The sequence below is a fragment of the Microcoleus sp. N3A4 genome, assembly GCF_036701805.1.
Taxonomy (GTDB): Bacteria; Cyanobacteriota; Cyanobacteriia; order Cyanobacteriales; family Microcoleaceae; genus Microcoleus.
On the sequence record NZ_JAUBRJ010000005.1, the window covers coordinates 28,384 to 49,438 of the forward strand.

Here is a 21,055-nt window from a genome sequence, read left to right on the forward strand (position 1 = left end):
GGACATCTCTGTCTGGCTAGTACCTGCGGTCGATCGAACTAAATGGCCAAATTCGATGACAACATCGGGAAAATAACGGTAGAATTCCTTTAATAACTTGCGATCCGGCGATGACATCAACACTTTACCAGCAAATTCAGCAACTTTACGACGCTTCTAGCGGTTTGTGGGAGCAGGTTTGGGGCGAACATATGCACCACGGTTACTACGGCCCGGATGGCAATTTGAAAAAAGAGCGCCGACAGGCTCAGATAGATTTGATAGAAGAAATGCTGGGCTGGGCTGGAGTACCGTCAGAGAAGGCACTCTGTGAACCTTACCGCATTCTCGATGTCGGTTGCGGGATCGGCGGCAGCACGCTGTATTTGACTCAAAAGTTTAGTTCGATCGCTCAAAATAATTTAAAGTTGGATGGCAGGGTCGATCGTGATTTTAGCCGATCGCCCGAACAAAATAAAACGGGCGCTAGCGTTACAGCGACCGGGATTACTCTGAGTCCGGTACAGGCCAACAGAGCGACCGAACGCGCTAAAATTGCTGGACTTGAAAGCAATGTGAATTTTTTGGTAGCAGATGCTTTGAATATGCCTTTTCCTGACGAGTCCTTCGACTTGGTTTGGTCGCTCGAAAGCGGCGAACATATGCCCGACAAAATTAAGTTTTTGCACGAATGCTGTCGCGTGCTCAAGCCGGGAGGAACTTTGATTTTGGCGACTTGGTGTCACCGCCCGGTGGGAGAAACGGCGGGAGAATTAACTGATGAAGAGAGAAAGGAATTGGCAGAAATTTACCGGGTTTATGCTTTGCCTTATGTGATATCTTTGCCGGAATACGAGGAAATTGTCCGCAGTTTGCCTTTGACAAGTATTCGCACTGCTGATTGGTCAAAAGCTGTGGCTCCTTTTTGGGATGTGGTGATCGATTCTGCTTTGACTCCGAGCGCGATTTGGGGTTTGCTGACTAGCGGTTGGACGACTATTCAAGCTGCACTGGCTCTCGGATTGATGAGCCGTGGATATCAGAGCGGGTTGATTCGTTTCGGGCTGATTTGTGCTGTAAAATAACAGGCATATATCAGAGAAGTTTTGAGTCTTGAGTTGATGAGTAAGGTGCGTATTACGCACCTAAAGAATATTATTTGTTTGGTGCGGGTGTGAGTTTTATGAGCAACGATTCGATTGACAAGTCTTGGATTGATAAAAATGGCTCGGCTCCGCAAAGCTGGGTGAGGGCTTTTTGGGAGTTTTCTCGGCCGCACACAATTGTGGGTACTAGCCTGAGTGTATTGGCTTTGTACGCGATCGCCCAAAGCGCGCGGCTGTTTGTGAATCCTGTATTTTGGCCCCTAGCTTTTGCCTGGTTGGCTTGCATTTGCGGCAATATTTATATTGTGGGATTGAACCAGTTAGAAGATGTTGAAATTGATAAAATTAATAAGCCGTATTTGCCGATCGCCTCGGGAGTCTTTTCTCGAAACACCGGAGAATTAATTGTAATTGCAACGGGAATTCTAGCAATTTTGACTGCTGTTTTGCAAGGCCCGTTTTTGCTGGCTACCGTTGGCGTTAGTTTGGCGATCGGGACTGCTTATTCTCTGCCGCCAATTCGGCTGAAGCGGTTTCCTTTGTGGGCGGCGCTGTGCATTTTTACTGTGCGGGGGGCGATCGTAAATTTAGGGCTGTTTCTGCACTTTAATTGGGTGTTGGGTTTGGGAAGGGCGAAAAGCATTTTTTCTGGCTGGAGTTTGGAGAGTGTGTCTTTTGGGATTCCTGCGGAAGTTTGGGTGCTGACGGTTTTTGTTGTGGTGTTTACGTTTGCGATCGCCATTTTTAAAGATATCCCCGACATGGAAGGGGACAAGCAATATAATATTACTACGTTTACGATTGAGCTGGGCAAGCCTGCCGTCTTTAATTTATCTCGCTGGGTGTTGACGGTTTGCTATTTGGGCGCGACTTTGGCGGGAGCGATCGTATTGTCTAATGTTAATTTAGTGTTTCTGGGAGTTTCTCATTTGACTGCTTTGGGTTTGATGTGGTTTTGGAGCGTCAAAGTTGATTTGGACGATCAAAAAGAAATTGCTGATTTTTATCAGTTTATCTGGAAGTTGTTTTTCTTAGAATATCTGATTTTTCCGGCAGCTTGTTTGTTGGGGTAGAAGGGGAAGAAGGAAGAAGGAAGAAGGAAGAAGGAAGAAGGAAGAAGGAAGAAGGAAGAAGGAAGAAGGAAGAAGGAAGGGGGAAGGAAGAAGGAAGAAGGAAGAAGGAAGAAGGGGGAAGGAAGAAGGAAGGAAGAGTTAACAAATTAGAACAAGTTGGCAATTACAAGTTAGCGAACTCCCAAACGACAAAGACAACTATGGCTTCTCAAAAAAAATCTCGAAAATGTGCCTGCAAATTGAGTGCAGAAGACTCTTTGAAATTAGCTTGGGAACATCACCAAGCGGGGCGCTTGTTAGAAGCTGAGAATTTGTACCGGCAGATCGTAGAAGTGCAGCCGGAATCAGCAAACGTGCTGTGTTTGTTGGGAATCGCGGCCAGACAGCAGGGGAAAATTGCCGAAGCGATCGACTTTTACGAACAGGCGATCGCCCAAAACCCGGATTTTGTAGAAGCACATTTAAATAAAGCCCATGTTTTGATGGATGTAGGCGAATATCAAAGGGCGATCGCCACTTACGAACAAGTCATCAAAATGCAGCCAAATTCCGCACTAGCTTACAATAATTTGGGCTGGCTAAAACAGCAAATCGGCGAAATAGACTCGGCAATTTTATATTACCAAACAGCGCTCAAGCTCGACCCCAACCTGCAAGAAACAGCACACAATTTAGCAGGTTTATTTAAAAAAAATCAATTAAACGAGGCGGTAGCTTGTTACCTGCACGCTTTACAAATTAATCCCAGTTTGACATATTCTCTGATGGGGTTGGGAACAGTTTTGCAGCAGCAAAGTAAATTAGCCGAAGCTTTTAACTGCCACCAGCAAGCTGTACAACTAGAGCCAAACAATCCCGAAGCTCACAACAATGTCGGAGCATTTTACCACGAACAAGGCAATGCAAAAGCAGCAATATCCCACTACCGACAAGCATTAAATTTAAAGCCAGACTTCGTGGAGGCTATTAACAATCTCGGACACGCTTTGGTCGATTTAGGAGAATTTCAAGAAGCTTTTTCTTGTCACAGTCGAGCCTTGGAATTGCAGCCAGACAACGCCACCGCCCACCTGGAATTCGCCTTAACTTTGCTATTGTTTGGAGATTTTCAGCGCGGTTTTGCTGAATACGAGTGGCGGTGGCGCACTCCGCAACTACAACCAAGGCAATTTAAACAGTCGGTTTGGGATGGTTCAGATTTGCAGGGAAAAACTATTTTACTGCACGTCGAGCAAGGCTTCGGCGATTCGATTCAGTTTATTCGCTACGCGCCGATTCTTCGCAGCCGAGGGGCTAAAGTTATGGTGGCTTGCTATCCAGAACTGCTGCGGTTGTTTGCGACAGTTGCCGGCATTGAATATTTATCAGTTAGTCTTGAGGGTTTGCCAGAATTTGACGTTCACGCACCCCTGATGAGTTTGCCAAGAATTGTGGGGACAACTCTGGAAACAATACCGGCAAATGTTCCTTATTTAGCTTCGCCTGATGAGTGCAAGTTTGCGCTTTCTTCTGATGCAAAATTGAAGGTAGGGATTGTTTGGGGAGGGAACCCGCAGCGCCGGAAAAACAATCAGCGTTCTTGCAGTTTGAGCGATTTTATTCATTTTTTGGATGTTCCGGGAATCGCTTTTTATAGTTTACAAAAACAAATGTCCCAGAGCGATCGCACTTTGTTGAACCAACACTTAGTGCCGGATTTGAGTCCGCATTTGAGCGACTTTGCTGATACCGCTTCGGCGATATCCCAACTGGATTTAGTGATTAGTGTCGATACGGCTGTGGCGCACTTAGCCGGTGCTTTGGGAAAACCGGTTTGGGTGCTGCTTTCTTTTGCTCCTGACTGGCGTTGGCTGCTGGATCGTGAAGATAATCCTTGGTATCCAACTGCGAGGCTTTTCCGCCAAAGTCAGCCGGAAAGTTGGCAAGAATTGTTTGAGGAAGTGCAGGCGGCTTTGAGTTTATTTGCGATCGCCAATACTGCTAGTTATTCCGAGGATTCTGCCCACAAGCAGCTTGACTTCGTTTCGCTCGCCATGACTGCTAATCATACGGCTTCCCTCGATTCTGTGGCTTTTCAAATGACAGGTGCAAGCGTAGTTCAAGAGAGTAAACAAATATTTTTGATGGCGAGCGAAGGGTTAGCGGAACACTACGCAGCTAAGCAATCGCAGGGGATTGAGACATCTGTGGCGATCGGAACGGATGGCGAGAATCCGGTTGTTTTAGAGGATTTGTTGCGGCAAGCAGAACAGTTAATGGAAACAGGAGATAAGGAAGAGGCGATCGCCCTTTACGAACAGATCATATCTCTCGATCCAAATTGCGTTCAAGCCAGGATTAATTTTGGTTTTCTCAAGCAAGAGAATGGCGAATTGGACGCAGCTATCCCGCATTACCGAGAAGCTTTAGCACTCGATCCAAATATTCCTCAAACAGCTTACAACTTGGCAAAGATTTTTGAGGAACAAGGCCAAGTGGAAGAGGCGATCGCGCATTACGAACAAGCTCTTGTCGCTGAACCGAATTTCGTTCCCGCACTGATTAATTTAGCGGTGGCGCTGCAAGAAAAAGGCGAACTTTTAGAGGCTGTAAACCTCTACAGGCGAGCGCTGGAAATTCAGCCGCATAGCTGGGAAGCTTACAACAATCTGGCAACAGTGTTGCAAGAACAGGGCAATTTAGAAGATGCGCTGGAGTATTATCACAAAGCTCTAGAATTGCTGCCGGATTTTGTGGAAGCTATCAACAATTTAGGCAGGACGTTTCTGGAAAAAGGCGCGGTAGAAGATGCGATCGCCTGTTACAGACGGGCGATTCATTTAAGTCCCAATCACGCTAGCGCTCACCTGAATTTGTCCTTAGCTTTGCTGTTGGTGGGAGATTTGGAAAATGGTCTCGCCGAATACGAGTGGCGCTGGCAAATTAAAGAATTTCAAACAGGTCATTCCTGTTTTTTGACGGGGCCGGAAAATACTGTTTCGGCGAGAGAATACCGGCCGCTGTGGGACGGTTCCGATTTGCAGGGAAAGACTATTTTGCTGCACGCCGAACAAGGTTTAGGCGATTCGCTTCAGTTTATCCGCTACGCTGCGATCGTCAAAAATAAAGGCGGTAGGGTAATTGTTGGTTGTTACCCGCAATTGCACCGTTTGTTTGCAACGGTTGACGGCATTGATTTGCTAATAGTTAAAGACGAGCCGCTGCCAGAATTTGACGTGCAAGTGCCGATGTTGAGTTTGCCGTATATTCTCGGTACAAAGCTGGAAACAATACCGGCAAATACTGCTTATTTATCACCGCCTGCGGGTGCGGATTTTGCGCTTCTGCCCGATCGCAATTTGAAAGTTGGGATTGTCTGGGCGGGGAATCCCAAACACCGCAAAAACAAGCAGCGTTCGTGCAGTTTAAGTCAGTTTCTGCCACTTTTAGACGTTTCGGGGGTAAGTTTTTACAGCTTGCAGAAAGAGGTTTCCGAGGCCGATCGCGCGGTGTTGAATCAAACGCCGATCGTAGATTTGAGCCCGCATTTTGGCGATTTGGCCGATACTGCTGCTGCGATCGCCAAACTAGATTTAGTCATTAGTGTCGATACCGCTGTCGCCCATTTGGCGGGGGCTTTGGGCAAACCCGTGTGGATTTTGCTGGCGTTTTCGCCGGATTGGCGGTGGCTGTTGGAGCGCGAAGACAGTCCTTGGTATCCAAGTGCAAGGCTGTTCCGGCAGCATCAGCGGGGCGACTGGGAGGGCGTTTTCGCTCGGGTGGCGCAAGCTCTAGGCGCGGTTGCCGCAGCATTTGTGCCGTCGGATGCGGCGGATGCAGAGTTTCGGTTGGGCCTGGATTTGCAGCAGCAGGCTCAGTTTGGCGGTGCGATCGAATGTTACGAGCGGGCGATCGCGATCGATCCAAATTACGCGGCCGCGCACAGCAATTTAGGTGTTGTCAAACAGCATACCGGGCGCCTAACAGAGGCGATCGCGCACTACCGACAAGCGCTAGCAATCGACCGGAATTTGGCGGAAACTGCGAGCAATTTGGGCAGCGCGCTGGCGGAAGCAGGGGAGACTGAAGATGCGATCGCAGAATACCAGCGGGCACTGAATTTGAACCCGAATTGTGCCGAAGCGCTGATTAATTTGGGCCTGTTGCGGGAAGAACAAGGGGATGTAACGGAGGCTGTAAGCTGCTACGAGCAAGCGATTCAAGTCAATCCTAATTGCGCGGTGGCTTATTTGAATTTGGGAATTACTTTGGAGGAACAAGGGGAGGAAGCGGGCGCGAATTACGAACGGGCGATCGCGAATTACGAACGGGCGATCGCGATCGATCCAAATTATTTCGATGCCTTGCACAACTTAGCATACGCCTCGATCCGGCAGGGGCGAGTTGCAGATGCGATCGCATACTACGATCGAGCTCTGACGCTGCAACCGGATTTGGCCCAAACCGATCTTGCTTTGGGGAGTTGGCTGTCAAACCAAGATAAGTTAGATGAGGCTCTAGCTTTTTGCCAGCAGGCGATTCAGAAATTGCCAGCCTCAGCAGAGGCTCGCTGCAATCTGGGAATTGTCCTTCACAAACAGGGCAAAATTGAAGATGCGATCGCCTGCTACCACCAAGCTTTGAGCCTGAAACCAGACTTTCCAGAAGCTTTAAACAATCTCGGCAAAGCTTTTGAGGAAGCGGGAAAAATGGCAGAGGCGATCGATTGCTACCATCGGGCGATCGAACTCAAACCCGGTTATATCAATCCTCTCAACAGTTTGGCAAGTGCTTTGCACGATCGCGGACAATTTGTAGATGCTGTCACCTGCTACAGCCAAGCAGTTAAATTCAATGTCGGGAATCCCGAATCTCACCTAAATTTAGGTTTAGCTTTGCTGTTGTCTGGAGATTTTCAGCGCGGTTTTTGCGAGTACGAATGGCGGCTGCTGGTTCAACAAAAACAGTCCCCGCGCCACAAGTTTCACCAACCTATTTGGGATGGCAAAGATTTGGATGGAAAAACTATTTTGCTTTGCCCGGAACAGGGTTTAGGCGATGCAATTCAGTTTATCCGCTACGCAGATTTAGTCAAGCAAAAAGGCGGTAGGGTAATTGTTTGGTGTTTGCCGCAGTTGCAGCGCTTGTTTGCACAATTTTCGGGAATCGATGGGTTAATAATTAGTCCAGAGGATGCACCGAATTTTCAAGTTCGCGCGCCGCTAATGAGTTTGCCTCACCTTCTGGGAACAACTTTAGAAACTATACCTGCGAAAGTTCCTTATTTAGCTCCGCCGCCCGGTTTGAAATTTACTCTCAGTCCAACTGCTAATTTGAAAGTAGGGATTGTGTGGTCTGGAAATCCTCAATATTCACAAAATAAGGTGCGATCGTTACCGCTGAATTTGTTGACAAAACTGTTAGATATTCCCGGAGCAAATTTTTACAGTTTGCAAAAGGAAATGACAGCAGAGGAGCGCGCTTTGTTAGAGCAAATGCCCGTAACCGATTTAAGCTCTTATTTGCACGACTTTGCCGATACTGCGGCGGCAATCTCGGCTCTGGATTTAGTGATTTCTGTAGATACTTCTGTGGCGCACTTGGCCGGTGCGTTGGGCAAACCCGTGTGGATTTTGCTGTGTTTTGTGCCGGATTGGCGGTGGATGTTGCAGCGCGAAGATAGTCCTTGGTATCCGACGGCGCGGCTGTTTCGCCAGTCAGCAGCGGGAGATTGGGAAGGAGTTTTAGAACAAGCGGGTTTCGCGCTCAGAGAAAGAATTTCTCAGCATCAGGAAGCTCAACCGCTAATAGAAACTCAGCCCAATGTTGAATTAGCTCAAAAACAGTTCAATTGGGGAAATATTCTGAAATCGCAAGGTAAATTTTCCGAGGCGATCGCTTATTTTAAAAATGCTTTAGTTTTGCAGCCAGATTTGATAGAAGTCGCAACTAATTTGGCAGTGACGCTGCACCAAACAGGCAATTTAGCCGAAGCTGCCACCTATTATCAGCGCGCGATCGAAATCGACCCAAACTGCCCTCAAACGCAAAATAACTTGGGCATTTTGCTGCAAGATTGGGGCAATACAGCCGAGGCTTTATCTTGTTTTCAAAAGGCGATCGCCCTAAATCCAATGTACGTCAAAGCTCTCAACAATCTCGGCGCGACGCTCCAGCAGCAGGGCGAGTTGCCGAGTGCGATCGCCTGTTTTCATCAAGCACTTTCTGTCAATTCCAATTACGTGCCAGCGCTGGTAAATTTGGGCGTGGCGATGCAAGCAAAATGTCAGCTAGACGAGGCAGAACGGCTTTACGAGCGTGCAATTGAAGCAGAACCAAACAATCCTGCAGGACACTATCACCTGGGAACTTTATGCTTGGGTGCGGGCAAAATAGAACAGGCAATTTCTAGCTTAGAACGAGCCATATTTTTGAATCCTAGTTATCTAGAAGCAATCGCGAATTTAGGCAGTGCTGTAGAACAATTGGGAGACGTAAATCGAGCAATTTGGTGTTACAATAAAGCAATAGAAATCGATTCCAATTGTGCAAAAGCTCACTTCAATTTAGCCTTAGTCCTGCTGTTGACTGGGGACTTGCCGCGCGGTTTAGCAGAATACGAGTGGCGCTGGCAAACAGAACAGGCGAAAACAATGCCGCGGTTGCATTTTGAGCGGCCAGTTTGGGATGGTTCAGAGTTGAACGGGCAAACTATTTTGCTCCGCTCCGAACAAGGTTTGGGCGACGCAATTCAATTTGTACGTTACGCGGCAATTGTGCAGCAAAAAGGCGGCAAAGTAATCATTTCTTGCTATCAAGAACTGAAGCGTTTATTTAAGCAGATTCCTGGCATCCAACAAGTGGCGGTTCGGATGGAGGAATTGCCTGATTTCCAAGTGCAAGCACCGCTGATGAGTTTGCCGCATATTTTGGGAACAAATTTAGAAAATATACCGGCAAATGTTCCTTATTTAGCGGCGCCGCCGAATTGGCAATTTTCCCTAAATTGCGTGAAGCGCAGCTATCCCGTAGGGAATCGCAATTTCAAAGTTGGGATTGCGTGGGCGGGAAGTTCGGAACATTTGAAGGATTTTCAGCGATCGAGCGATTTAAGCTATTTTCTGCAATTGTTAGATATTCCCGGTGTAAGTTTTTACAGTCTTCAGAAAGAAATGTCGGCGGGCGATCGTACTTTATTAACTCAAATTCCCGTGATAGATTTGAGCGACAATTTGAACGATTTTGCCGATACTGCGGCGGTGATATCGCAACTAGATTTAGTAATTTGCGTGGATACCGCTGTCGCGCACTTAGCCGGTGCTTTGGGTAAACCTGTATGGATTTTGCTGTGTTTTATGCCGGATTGGCGGTGGATGTTGGAACGCGAAGACAGCCCTTGGTATCCGACGGCGCGGCTGTTTCGGCAGCAAACAGCGGGCGATTGGGTGGGAGTTTGCGATCGCATAAAAACAGCCTTAAAACACCTAATCTCTTCTCGTTCCCAGGCTGTGCCTGGTAACGGAGATCCCGAGGCTCCGCCTCGATTTTCCTTATCGCCCGCACAGGTAAAATTTCACATAGCAAATGCCTTAAAAAAACAAGGTAAAAAAGCAGACGCAGCCGCTCGCTACGAACAAGTAATCTCAGCCTCACCCTGCCACGCCGAAGCCCACAGTTGTTTAGGTTATTTGAAACAGGAAAACGGCCAAATAACCGAGGCAATTTATCACTACAAACAAGCGCTAGAAACCAATCCCAACCTGAGTGAAACAAACTTATATTTAGGTTGCGCCCTGGAAGAACAAGGAAAAGTTATCGAGGCGACCGACTGGTATACTAAAGCAATTCAACTATCTCCAGAATCACCCAATTGGCGCTTGAGACTAGCGTTAGCTTTGCTTTTGACTGGCAATTTTCAGCGCGGTTTTGCGGAGTACGAATCGCGTTGGCAAACTCAAGAATTGGAACCCCGCTATTTCGCCCAACCGCTTTGGGACGGCTCAGATTTGCAGGGAAAAACGATTTTATTGCACCCAGAACAAGGTTTGGGCGATACGATACAATTTATCCGCTACGCACCTTTAGTCAAGCAAAAAGGCGGCAAAGTTGTTGTGGCTTGTCATGTCTTGCTGAAGCGTTTATTTGAAGGAATTGCAGGAGTCGATCGAGTAATAGCGCGGCCGAGCGATTTGGTAGATTTTCAAGTGCACGCCCCGCTGCTAAGTTTGCCTCGAATTTTGGGGACGACTTTGGAAAATGTACCGGCGAATATTCCTTATTTAGCTCCGCCACAGGATTTTAAATTTTCTCTAGAACCGAACAATCAACTAAAAGTAGGTATTGTGTGGGCGGGCGGCCCGCTGCACCGCAAGGATCGTCAGCGATCGTGTAAATTGAGCGATTTTGTAAAATTTTTAGATGTTCGTGGAGCGAGTTTTTACAGCCTTCAGAAAGATTTGTCTGGGGGCGATATCGCTTTGTTTAATCAACAGCAAATTCAAGATTTGAGCGAACATTGCGTCGATTTTGCCGACACCGCAGCAATTATTTCGCAACTAGATTTAGTAATTTGCGTAGACACTGCTGTGGCCCACTTGGCCGGTGCTTTGGGTAAACCAGTCTGGATTTTGCTGTCTTTCGTGCCTGATTGGCGCTGGATGCTGGAACGCGAAGATACCCCTTGGTATCCCACTGTGTGGTTGTTTAGGCAGCAAAAATCCGGTGATTGGGATGGAGTTTGCGATCGCATAAAAGCAGCCTTAGAACAGCTAATTTCCCCTCCTCTCCCTCGTTACCAGGCAGAGCCTGGTAACGCATATTCAGAGGCTCCGCCTCGGCTTCAACCCCCAGAAACTCCGCCTCAAATCCAACGCCCAGAAACTCCCCCACAGATTACCGGAATCGGCATTAGTTGGCCAGTCAGCATCACCAGCGGCTGGGGAATTTACGGTATGAATTTAACACTGCAACTGCTGCGAAATCCTGCCTGGGAGGTTGCACTTTTAGAACCGCCATCAATCACCTCAGAATCGATAAATCCGCTGCATAAATCTCTCTTATTACCTGTAGTAGAAAAGCAGAAAAATTTTCAGGAATTAGTAGCAGCAAATTCCGACAAACAGATTACTTGCAACTTTCCCGTACTTTACGCTCTCGGCAATAATTTAGCATCGTCGGGAATCGAAAATCAAATTACCAGCGCTTGTCAAATAGGAGTCATATTTTTTGAAGACACGCGAATCACAGCAGAAGCACTAGAAACAGCCAAAAAATATAGCGCGATTGTCGCCGGTTCTAACTGGAATGCCGATGTTTTGAGAAGCCGCGGCTTGACTAATGTGGCGATGGTACATCAAGGAATTGACCCCGCAATTTTCCATCCTGCACCCAAATCTAATCTATTTGGCGATCGCTTCGTCATCTTCTCCGGCGGCAAACTGGAATATCGCAAAGGTCAAGATATTGTAATTGCCGCTTTCAAACGATTTCGCGCCAAACATCCAGAAGCTTTGTTACTAACAACATGGCACAACTTTTGGCCTCAGTATATGTTAGGAATCGAACAAACCGGAAACGTTGCGGGACTTCCCAATATCAACCGCGATGGAAGTTTAGGAATTTCCCAATGGTTAGCGGCTAACGGTTTGCCTGTTGACTCTTTTATCGACATCGGCTTAATTCCCAATCACCTCGCCGGACAAATTTTGCGAGAAGCTGACTGCGCTGTTTTCACCAACCGCTGCGAAGGCGGCACTAATTTAGTCGCGATGGAAAGTATGGCCTGCGGAATTCCGACTATTTTATCAGCAAATACCGGTCATTTAGATTTGATTTACAGCAACATTTGCTATCCTTTATCGAGTCAGGGACGAGTTAAACCGACTGCTCATTTTTCCGGTGTAGAAGGCTGGGGAGAGTCTGATGTTGCAGAAGTTGTCGAGGCTTTGGAGCAAGTTTATACTAATCGCGAAGAAGCAAAAAGTCGCGGTTTAGCTGCGGCTAACTTTATGCTCGATTGGACTTGGGAAAAACAGGTTAAGCGCTTTCTTGATGTTATACTCAATCTGATATAAAATCTGTTGATAAGAGTCGGCGGTTGAAATCGCACACAAACGAAATCCGCGCAACGCGAGACTAAGAACTTACGATATTTTTCAATAATTTTTCAGCATTCTTAACACTTTCTAAATCGTAAAGTTCCCGGTTGTAACAAACAATTTTTGCTACCAATTTTTGATGATATTGCTGAGCTTTTGCCAACATAGAACCCTGGGAACGCCGATAATTGACAACTACTTCTCTCGTTGCCAAAAATGGGATATTGTGTCTGTGACAATTCACCCAAAACTCCCAATCTTCGTAACCCTCTTTCATCCCAACTTTGTAACCGCCGACTAAATTCAAAATAGATTTGTGATACAGTGAAGACGGGTGAATCATGTTAGATTGCTTGATTTTTTGGGGAGAATACAACTCGTAGCTGGGTACTGTGCGATTTTCTATGCCAAACATTTGATAAGAACCAAATGCTACGCAAGGTACATTTGATTTTAAACATATTTCTAAAAGGTCAGTCAAGGCGTTTTCAGCTAGGATATCATCGGCATCCAAAGGCATGATGTACTCGCCGCTTGCTGCTGCTATGCCAGCATTTCTTGCCATTGACAGCCCTTGATTTGTTTGTTCTACAAGCCTAATTTGATATTGGGAATTTGCTACTATTAAATTTTGGGCAACTGTGCTGGTAGTATCTAAGCTGCCGTCATTGACAATGATAATTTCCCAATTTTTGTAAGTTTGGTTAATCACGCTAGTTACTGCTTGCAGCAAAAAATGAGATTGATTGTAGCAGGGAATAATCACAGATATTAAAGGTCGATCTGCTAATTGTGGCGATGCTGAAACTTGTTTGATACTTTCTGATTGTAAATTATGTGCCGAATTTCTAGCAGCTTGCAAGGTGTAAAAATAAATCTTGGGATGGACTATCGCTAATTGATTCAAATCAGTGTTTTGATACTCATTTACTAACTTTGGATATCTCGATAAGTATTCTTCTTTAACAAAAACTAAGATATTCTGAGCGTACCAAGGCTCTACTTTGTCATTGTTCCAGATTTTTTTTCTCAAGCAGTCAATAACTGCATAGCCGTTTTTTTGAAAGTAATAAACCCAATATTGTGGCCACTGTTCGTTAACGTGTTCGACGCCTCCTTGAAATGGTATCGCAGCAGAAAACAGAATCACTGGTGCTAGTTGAGTGAGAGAATTAACAAAATTTTCGGCACAGGTAGCCGGCAAATGTTCGGCCACCTCCAGAGAAATTGCTAAGTCAAACTTTCTGTTTATTTGCAGCGGTTGCTTTAAATCGGCGGATTGGAACTGATTTAAAGGAATTTGTAAAATAGTGCGATCGACATAATCGCCATCTATTCCCAAACAGTCGGCAATTCCCAACTTGTGAAACGCAGCTAACCAACTTCCTGTACCGCAGCCCACATCTACCACACTTTTAGGTAAAATGGGTTGCAGCAAGTCTAACAGCAGGGGAATAATTTCTCTAGCAGAACTGCGAGTTCCTTCTCCGATTAATTGGTAAAAATTTCTTGTATAAGATGACTGTTGCTTTTGATTGGTTTGGCTGGGTGTTTGAGAATTAATTGTCTCTAAACTGCTAATATTGTAACCCTGCAAATGTGCTGGCAACTGCCAGGAAATATTGGGGTCTGGTTGATGTTTTACTGGCTCGACATTGCCCCGCCAAGCTGCACCCATAATTTGCATTGTTTGATATACTAATGTTTGCCATCCCCTTTGCTTTAAGTAATCTAAACCTTGAGCAACATCTGGAGCAGTTAAATCGTGAAATAAAATTATTGCATCTTCCTCAGCCAATTTTTCACAAACAATTGCGTCATTTAACGGCCCCGGTTCTCCGTGTTCTCCGTCAATAAAAATTAACGACCATTTGCGGTTGAATTGAGCGGAAAATTCTTCTACTCTTTGGGGGCTGTAGCCGGGTATCAGCTCGACTGATGTTTGAACGCCAGACGCATTGAGAGCACCTTGAATTGAGTCGATTACGCTTTGTCTGATATCTTCTCTTTCTAACAGCGGATCGACGACATCTAATTCAACTCCGGCGAGGGCTAAGTGACAGGCAGACCACCCCAACCAGCAGCCTATTTCTAAGGCTTTTTTACCTTTGAATTGCAGAGCTGTATTGTAAAGGATGTGTGCTTCGTCGCGATTCAAAAACCCGATGAATGGATAGCGCTTGTCTGCATACCAATTATGCGGAACTTCCCGGCGCAAATAAGGCCAGTTACTCGTATTTGGATCGGCAATAATCATATTGGGAAAATAGGAGTCAGGTATAATTATTTGGAACCCTGGCGAGACATAATCCCCTGGATGTAATAAATTATTTTTGCTAATTTCAGGTTGTTGGTAAGTCATTTTGGGTTCTTGAAATATTTGTACTGCTTCCTGTTTTTTAGGTTGGTAACGGACGCTGATTTTCAGTATGTCGCCGTCAGTTGCCATCAATTGTACTCGGTCAAACTGCTGGCGTCCAGCTAAATGCAAAATGCCGATCGCCTCCTGCGGCAAGTACGGCTCCACAAAACAGCCTCGCTGCTTGTCCCAAACCGGAAAACCGTTGAATATCCAATTGCACCAAGCTGGTAGCATTTCAGTCATATTGAACAATTCGCCACTGTAAACAGCTAAGTTTAGGGCAAATTGATCTGTCATGACACAGCCGGATTTTTGCAATCCTCGATCTAGTTTTTCAGCCCATATTTCCCAGTGCAAAGCATCTTTTCGGAGGGCGAAAACTCCGGCATTTAATATCGGATAACTGTATAATTTCTTAGCGACTTCCTCACCAAAGTTAGCTTCGTATTTTTGATAAACCCACTGCCAAAACTGAGGCAGTTGCCCGTACTGCTGCAAGCTCGCCCTGTGAACTTCGGGAACAATTGCCAGTCCCCGGCGCGATGCTCCTGCAACCAACAAATTAATTGCTCTCCAGTCTTGAACCCAAGCATCCGCATCTATCCAAATGTATATATCAAAATTGGGAAAGTATTTTCGCAAACAAGGTCTAACTAATAATCCTTTTAAATGTTCGGGAGCTTCATTTCTGCCAGGAAAGTCAAAGTCCCAATCGGGCTTTTTAATGATATTAACTTTGGTTTTTAGCCACTGCAACTGTTCGAGAGTACAGCCGAGATCGAAAAAGCCGATCGCCACATTTTCACCCTCTGGTTTTTCCCGCACCGATAAAATAGTGCCTCGCACCAATTCAAAGTAATTTGCATCGGCGGCCGTGATGATGATAATCTGCATAAATATAGGATTTCTGGTTAAGGAATGGGCGTTGGGGATTGGGCATCGGGCATTGGGCATTGGGCATTGGGCATTGGGCATTAGTTATTTGTTATTTGTTATTTGTTATTTCATGATTGCTCCTTCTTCCTTCTTCCTTCTTCCTTCTTCCTTCTTCCTTTTTCCTTCTTCCTTAAATTATACTATCGAGGAGGACTTATGAAAAACCCAAAAGGGAAAGTTTATCTAGTCGGTGCGGGGCCCGGAGATTGTAACTTGATGACAGTGCGATCGCACAAACTGCTATCCCAAGCCGAAGTCTTAATCTACGACGCTCTCATCGACATCCCGCAACTCGAATTAATCCCAGCAACTTGTCGGAAAATCGAAGTCGGGAAACGCGGCGGCCAACCTTCCACCCAGCAGCAAGAAATTAACCGTTTGCTGGTTGAACATTGCAAACTAGGAAAACAAGTAATCCGCTTAAAAAGCGGCGACCCGTTTATTTTTGGTCGTTCTAGTTCTGAAATTCAAGCATTAATAACAGCGGGCTGCGACTTTGAAGTAATAGCCGGGATTTCATCAGCCTTAGCCGCACCTTTACTAGCAGGAATTCCCCTCACCGATCCGGTAATGAGCCGCTGTTTTGCAGTGATGAGCGCCCACGAACCGGATGCTCTGGAATGGGAAGCATTAGTGCAGATAGAAACTTTGGTAATATTGATGGGAGGGCGCAATTTAAGCGAGATAATTTGGCAATTGCAAAAGCACGGGCGATCGCCCGAAACTCCGATCGCCATTATCCGAGATTGCGGCCGCCCCGAACAGCAAATATGGCTGGGCACTCTCTCAAATATTGTACAGCAAACAGCAGGTCAATCTCTATCGCCTTGCGTGATAATAATTGGGGAAGTAGTCAGATTGCGCGAATATTTAATCCAGCCAGAAAGCACAAATATGATCGATACACCAGTCACCACTAATAACAGCCAATTACCGCTAGCAGGACAAACAATTTTAGTCACCCGCGCAGCTTCCCAGTCTGCTGAATTTAGCGATCGACTCCAGCAACAAGGAGCTCGCGTTATCGAAATGCCCGCCTTGGTAATTGGGCCGCCGTCCACTTGGGAACCATTAGACAGCGCGATCGCACAATTGTCAAGCTTTCACTGGTTAATTCTCACTTCCCACAATGCTGTAGACTGCTTTTTTCAACGATTACAAGCAAAAGGCAAAGACGCCCGCAGCTTGTTTGGTATTAAAATCGCAGTTGTCGGCAAAAAAACAGCAGAAAGTTTGCGATCGCACTCTCTACAACCAGACTTTATTCCCCCCAACTTTGTCGCCGATTCCCTAGTCGAGAACTTCCCCGATAACTTGCAAAACTGCAAAATCCTATTTCCGAGAGTGGAAAGCGGCGGCAGAGAAGTTTTAGTTAAAGAATTTACCGCCAAAGGAGCGCAAGTAATAGAAGTGCCAGCTTACCAATCTTGCTGTCCAGAAACTATCGATCCGATCGCCCTCTCCGCACTCCAAAATCAAGCCGTAAATATCATAACCTTTGCCAGTTCCAAAACCGTACAAAATTTTTGCAAGCTCATAGAACAAAGCCCGGAATTGTCGCGATCTCAGGATTGGCTAACAAATGTTTGCATCGCTTCCATCGGGCCGGAAACTTCTAAGAGTTGTTATAATTTGTTGGGTAAGTTAGATGTGGAAGCTAAGGAATATACCTTAGACGGATTGACTGAGGCGATCGTTGAATGGGTTGCAGAATATCAAAATCTGTAAGTGCGATCGAACAGTAGTTGATTATCTAATCTGTAGCTTGTCAAATGGTTGTAAGCTGTTCTACATTTAAATTGTCTGTTAAAAAACAATTCCCCGTATTGTGGGGTGGGCGTCCCGCCCGCCCTGAATATACAACTTAAATGCGCGACAGCTTAATACCAATTTAAAAAATTCCGGGTAGGGACACGGCAGTGCCGTGTCCCTACAGATGCTCGCGTAAAATCTCTGCAAGACTTTTATAAATTCGGATAAAATAGTTGTAAAATAACTAGGAGGAAAGAAACATGACAGCAAAAGACCAACTTCTTCAAGAACTCGACCAAGTACCAGAACCCGTGCTGCTGAAAGTGCTTGAATTTGTCCGTTCCTTAAAGACTGAAGAAGAACAACAAAAACTAGAAGCCAAAGCATGGCAGGCATATCTAGATTCAGAACGCGAAAGAAAGGAGGTTTACCGTCGCCTTGCCAACTCCTAATTTTGTCAGCAAAAGTATGGTTTTAAGTATCCACGCCAGACAGATAGAGAGGTTTGGTGGCACTCCCGGCGTTAGAGATGAAGGCTTGTTGGAGTCGGCTTTTGCTCAGCCACAAGCAACTTTTGGCGGGTATTTTTTCCATCCAACAATTAGCGAACAAGCTGCCGCCTATCTCTATCACATAGCGATGAATCATCCCTTTATTGACGGCAATAAACGAACGGCTTTTGCGGTGACAGATACCTTTTTGCGTTTAAATAGTTGCACTCTGAATTTGACGGACGATCGAGCATATGATTTAGTCATGCTAGTCGCACGGGGAACGATGACTAAGGCAGAACTAAGCACCGAGTTCGAGTCATGTATTTTTGAGTTTTAATAAGTAAGTTGGGCAGCCTGCGTTGAGATTAATTAAGGTGCGGCGTACTCACCATACATTGAAATAGCGAATCGCGGAACAAAAAAGCGAGTAAAATTATCACTAAAGAACAAAGCCGATCGCCTTTGCGTCAAATCACCAATAAAACTAAACACAAAAAAGCACAAACCGCCGATCGCCTTTTCTTCCCCAAATCCCGCTACCCAACTACTAATTAGCAATAGCCATGAATATAAATTTTTCTCGTTACGACACCTTAACAACCCTGCTAGCAGGAACTACCGCAGCCTTAACTATAGTCATCAGCCAACCCGCGATCGCCAAAACTCCGCAAGAAGTCGCCAACATAGCCGGGCCGCTGACAGTACAAGTTAACAGTTCCCTAGGAGACGGTTCCGGCGTAATTATTGCCAAAAACGGCAAAACTTACACAGTTTTAACAGTCAACCACGTCGTAGAAAAAGCAGACATAAAATATACTGTCCGCACGTCAAAAGGCAAAAACTATCAAGCAACCTCCGTCACCCGCTTACAAACCGCCGAAACAGACCCCGATTTAGCCGTAGTCAAATTTGAAAGCTCAGAAGACTATCCAGTGGCGACGATCGCCGATTCCGATCAAGCCGTGATCGGCACTCAAATCTTCGTTTACGGCTATCCCGCTACGGGCGGACTTTTCGGCGCCGAACGAGAACCCGAACTCTCTCCCGGACTCGTTACCAGCCGCCCCCGCAACCGCCCGGAAGGTTACACTTTGCGGTATCAAGCCGTAACTTGGAGCGGGATGAGCGGCGGGCCAGTTTTCGACTCCGAAGGCCGAGTCGTCGGCTTACACGGACAAGGCGAATTCGGTTTCGCGCAAACGAGTTCCGGCGAAGTCGCCCCGATTAAAACCGGATTTAACGCAGCAGTTCCAATCAATACATTTATCGCGAAGCTGGTGGCGGCCGGAATGAACAAATCCGAGTTGAAAGTAGACAATACTCCCGCAACGATCGGCCCGGTATCCACCGCCAATCCGCAAGACGCCCAAGCCTATTATTTTCGAGGCCTTTCGCGGTTAGATCAAGACAATCCTTCGGACGCGATCGATGATTTCAACAAAGCACTCACTTTCAAGCCCAACTACACTCCCGAATTGTACTTCAACATCGGCAATGCCCGCACTCTGATCGCCAGCTTCGAGACAACCCGCGCGCCCAGCGCTATTCAAGCATACACGCGGGCGATCGCAGCCAATCCCGGTTTTGCCGACGCTTACTACAACCGAGCTTTAGCTTACCTGGACAACCAAGACAAACCGAAAGCAATTGCCGACTTTCAGAAAGCAGCAGAACTTTACAAGCAAGGCGGAAGAACCAGCGCCTATCAAGACGCGCTCAACAGAATCAAACAATTGCAGTAGAATTTGAAGTTAATAATTAAAAAATCAAAATGGACTTATTCATTTTGATTTTTTAATTTTCTGATTGGTATAATTTATCAAAACAGCAGGTAAATAACCATGACTGCTATAACCTTAAACCTCAACTCCCTTATCGAACTAACTTCCGAACAGTTTTATCAACTGTGTGAAGAAAACCCGGATTTGAAACTAGAACGCAACGCCAACGGAGAATTAATTGTCATGCCGCCAACCGGAGGAGAAACGGGAAGAAGCAACTCAAAATTTAACTTACAGATTGGACTTTGGAACGAACAAACCCAACTCGGTGAAGCCTTTGATTCCTCAACAGGATTTACTCTGCCCAATAAAGCCGATCGATCTCCTGATGTCTCCTGGGTAGAGAAATCCCGCTGGGAAGCTTTGACACCCGAACAAAGAGAAAAATTCATCCCGCTTTGTCCCGATTTTGTAATCGAGTTGCTTTCTCAGAGTGACACCTTGAAAAAGACTCAAGACAAAATGCAAGAATATATGGAAAATGGCTGCCGTTTGGGTTGGCTGATTAACCGCAAAAAACGGGAAGTTGAAATTTATCGCCCCGGTCAAGATGTGGAAGTTTTACAATCTCCTCTCACCCTTTCTGGGGAAAATGTTTTACCGGGATTTGTTCTCAATTTGCAAAAAATTTGGAATTAGTGAATTAAATTTTGACTTATATCATCTTCGGTAAAATAACCGTTATTAGTTCGTAGTGAGGAAGGCAAGTCCGAGCGAGTTAGATGAGGACTCTCCGTCCTAACTACGAACCAATTTTGTTATAATCGCTCGACGGGACATAATATTACCTGGAAATTGATAAAATTATAAGTACCCATAAAATTAATGCGCTAGAATTATGGTTCAAACAATTCAAGCTAAAAATGTCACCTTAGAAGAATTAGAAACACTTTTTGACCTGCAACTTGTCACAGAAGACCAATTTTTCAGAGAATGGCAAGACGAGTTGCCGGAAATCACCGACTTTCAAAAACGCCAGCTAGATCAGATTAAAGCGGGTTACTTCAACTTGCTAGAGTATCCGCCGATGCTGGAAAAAACCATCAGTTTGTCGATCGTCTCTCCGCTGCTGTTCACCGGAGAATTTTACCTGCATCCATTTTATATTAAGCCGGAAAAATCCGTCGAAATTTCCGAAGAAGATGAAGGCGTTATCATCAAAGGTAGCCTCGACACTTTAGTTTTAAAAGAGCAGTTGTGGCTGATGGTAATAGAATCGAAACGAGTTTCATTTTCGATCGAAGCGGGATTGGCGCAAATCTTAGCTTATATGCTGGCAAATCCCAACCCCGACAAACCTAGTTACGGCATGATTGCTACAGGCGGCAGTTTCATCTTTGTTAAATTAGTGAAAGGAGAATCCCCTCGATATAGCACATCTGATTTATTTGGAATTAGCAATCGCACCAATAATTTACACGATGTACTCCGCATCCTCAAACGCTTGAGTCAAATAGTGATTAGTCAGTAGTTATTGGGCATTGGGCATTGGGCAT

Annotated in this window: 11 protein-coding genes; 9 read left to right on the top strand and 2 right to left on the bottom strand. The window is 45.7% G+C overall.

Annotated features, from left to right (window positions below; translation table 11 throughout):
* Positions 1 to 110: 110 nt before the first annotated feature.
* The 3 genes from QUA56_RS04530 to QUA56_RS04540 all read left to right on the top strand — a co-directional run bounded on the left by QUA56_RS04530 (position 111) and on the right by QUA56_RS04540 (position 12,210).
* On the top strand, positions 111 to 1,064 hold the full coding sequence (locus QUA56_RS04530) for a methyltransferase domain-containing protein (RefSeq protein ID WP_333353803.1): 954 nt from the start codon (positions 111 to 113) through the stop codon (positions 1,062 to 1,064).
* Positions 1,065 to 1,162: 98 nt separating this feature from the next.
* Entirely contained in the window at positions 1,163 to 2,158 is a 996-nt protein-coding gene (locus tag QUA56_RS04535; RefSeq protein ID WP_445242871.1) for a homogentisate phytyltransferase, read from the top strand.
* Complete coding sequence (locus tag QUA56_RS04540; protein ID WP_333353809.1) at positions 2,143 to 12,210, top strand: tetratricopeptide repeat protein; 10,068 nt, start codon at positions 2,143 to 2,145, stop codon at positions 12,208 to 12,210. Before QUA56_RS04535 ends, QUA56_RS04540 begins: the two co-directional genes overlap by 16 nt.
* A gap of 61 nt (positions 12,211 to 12,271) precedes the next feature.
* On the opposite strand, the gene QUA56_RS04545 is transcribed toward QUA56_RS04540, so the two are convergent.
* Positions 12,272 to 15,571: a glycosyltransferase gene (locus tag QUA56_RS04545; protein ID WP_333353812.1), complete on the bottom strand. Its 3,300-nt coding sequence runs from the start codon at positions 15,569 to 15,571 to the stop codon at positions 12,272 to 12,274.
* Positions 15,572 to 15,688: 117 nt separating this feature from the next.
* Here QUA56_RS04545 and cobA point away from each other — a divergent pair, with 117 nt between their 5' ends.
* The 3 genes from cobA to QUA56_RS04560 all read left to right on the top strand — a co-directional run bounded on the left by cobA (position 15,689) and on the right by QUA56_RS04560 (position 18,115).
* Positions 15,689 to 17,260, top strand: a complete 1,572-nt coding sequence (cobA, locus tag QUA56_RS04550) for a uroporphyrinogen-III C-methyltransferase (RefSeq protein ID WP_333353817.1) — start codon at positions 15,689 to 15,691, stop codon at positions 17,258 to 17,260.
* A gap of 284 nt (positions 17,261 to 17,544) precedes the next feature.
* Entirely contained in the window at positions 17,545 to 17,736 is a 192-nt protein-coding gene (locus tag QUA56_RS04555) for a DUF2281 domain-containing protein (RefSeq protein WP_333353820.1), read from the top strand.
* Complete coding sequence (locus tag QUA56_RS04560; protein WP_333353823.1) at positions 17,723 to 18,115, top strand: type II toxin-antitoxin system death-on-curing family toxin; 393 nt, start codon at positions 17,723 to 17,725, stop codon at positions 18,113 to 18,115. Before QUA56_RS04555 ends, QUA56_RS04560 begins: the two co-directional genes overlap by 14 nt.
* Positions 18,116 to 18,147: 32 nt before the next feature.
* On the opposite strand, the gene QUA56_RS04565 is transcribed toward QUA56_RS04560, so the two are convergent.
* Complete coding sequence (locus QUA56_RS04565) at positions 18,148 to 18,336, bottom strand: hypothetical protein (protein WP_333353826.1); 189 nt, start codon at positions 18,334 to 18,336, stop codon at positions 18,148 to 18,150.
* 5 nt (positions 18,337 to 18,341) lie between these two features.
* Between QUA56_RS04565 and QUA56_RS04570 the strand changes: the two genes are divergently transcribed.
* The 3 genes from QUA56_RS04570 to QUA56_RS04580 all read left to right on the top strand — a co-directional run bounded on the left by QUA56_RS04570 (position 18,342) and on the right by QUA56_RS04580 (position 21,030).
* Positions 18,342 to 19,520, top strand: coding sequence for a tetratricopeptide repeat-containing serine protease family protein (locus QUA56_RS04570; RefSeq protein ID WP_333353829.1), 1,179 nt, complete (start codon positions 18,342 to 18,344; stop codon positions 19,518 to 19,520).
* Positions 19,521 to 19,619: 99 nt separating this feature from the next.
* The gene (locus tag QUA56_RS04575) at positions 19,620 to 20,198 is read left to right on the top strand and encodes a Uma2 family endonuclease (protein ID WP_333353831.1); all 579 of its coding nucleotides are present in this window, start codon (positions 19,620 to 19,622) and stop codon (positions 20,196 to 20,198) included.
* Positions 20,199 to 20,397: 199 nt separating this feature from the next.
* Positions 20,398 to 21,030 (top strand): restriction endonuclease subunit R, encoded by a 633-nt coding sequence (locus QUA56_RS04580; RefSeq protein ID WP_333353834.1) that lies wholly within the window; start codon positions 20,398 to 20,400, stop codon positions 21,028 to 21,030.
* The last annotated feature ends 25 nt before the right edge of the window (positions 21,031 to 21,055 follow it).

What these genes read in the sequence shown, in the direction of transcription:
- QUA56_RS04530 (WP_333353803.1), top strand. Translation starts at nt 111, where the DNA reads ATGACATCAACACTTTACCAGCAAATTCAGCAACTTTACGACGCTTCT.
- QUA56_RS04535 (WP_445242871.1), top strand. Translation starts at nt 1,163, where the DNA reads ATGAGCAACGATTCGATTGACAAGTCTTGGATTGATAAAAATGGCTCG.
- QUA56_RS04545 (WP_333353812.1), bottom strand. Translation starts at nt 15,571, where the DNA reads ATGCCCAATGCCCAATGCCCAATGCCCAATGCCCGATGCCCAATCCCC.
- cobA (WP_333353817.1), top strand. Translation starts at nt 15,689, where the DNA reads ATGAAAAACCCAAAAGGGAAAGTTTATCTAGTCGGTGCGGGGCCCGGA.
- QUA56_RS04555 (WP_333353820.1), top strand. Translation starts at nt 17,545, where the DNA reads ATGACAGCAAAAGACCAACTTCTTCAAGAACTCGACCAAGTACCAGAA.
- QUA56_RS04570 (WP_333353829.1), top strand. Translation starts at nt 18,342, where the DNA reads ATGAATATAAATTTTTCTCGTTACGACACCTTAACAACCCTGCTAGCA.
- QUA56_RS04575 (WP_333353831.1), top strand. Translation starts at nt 19,620, where the DNA reads ATGACTGCTATAACCTTAAACCTCAACTCCCTTATCGAACTAACTTCC.
- QUA56_RS04580 (WP_333353834.1), top strand. Translation starts at nt 20,398, where the DNA reads ATGGTTCAAACAATTCAAGCTAAAAATGTCACCTTAGAAGAATTAGAA.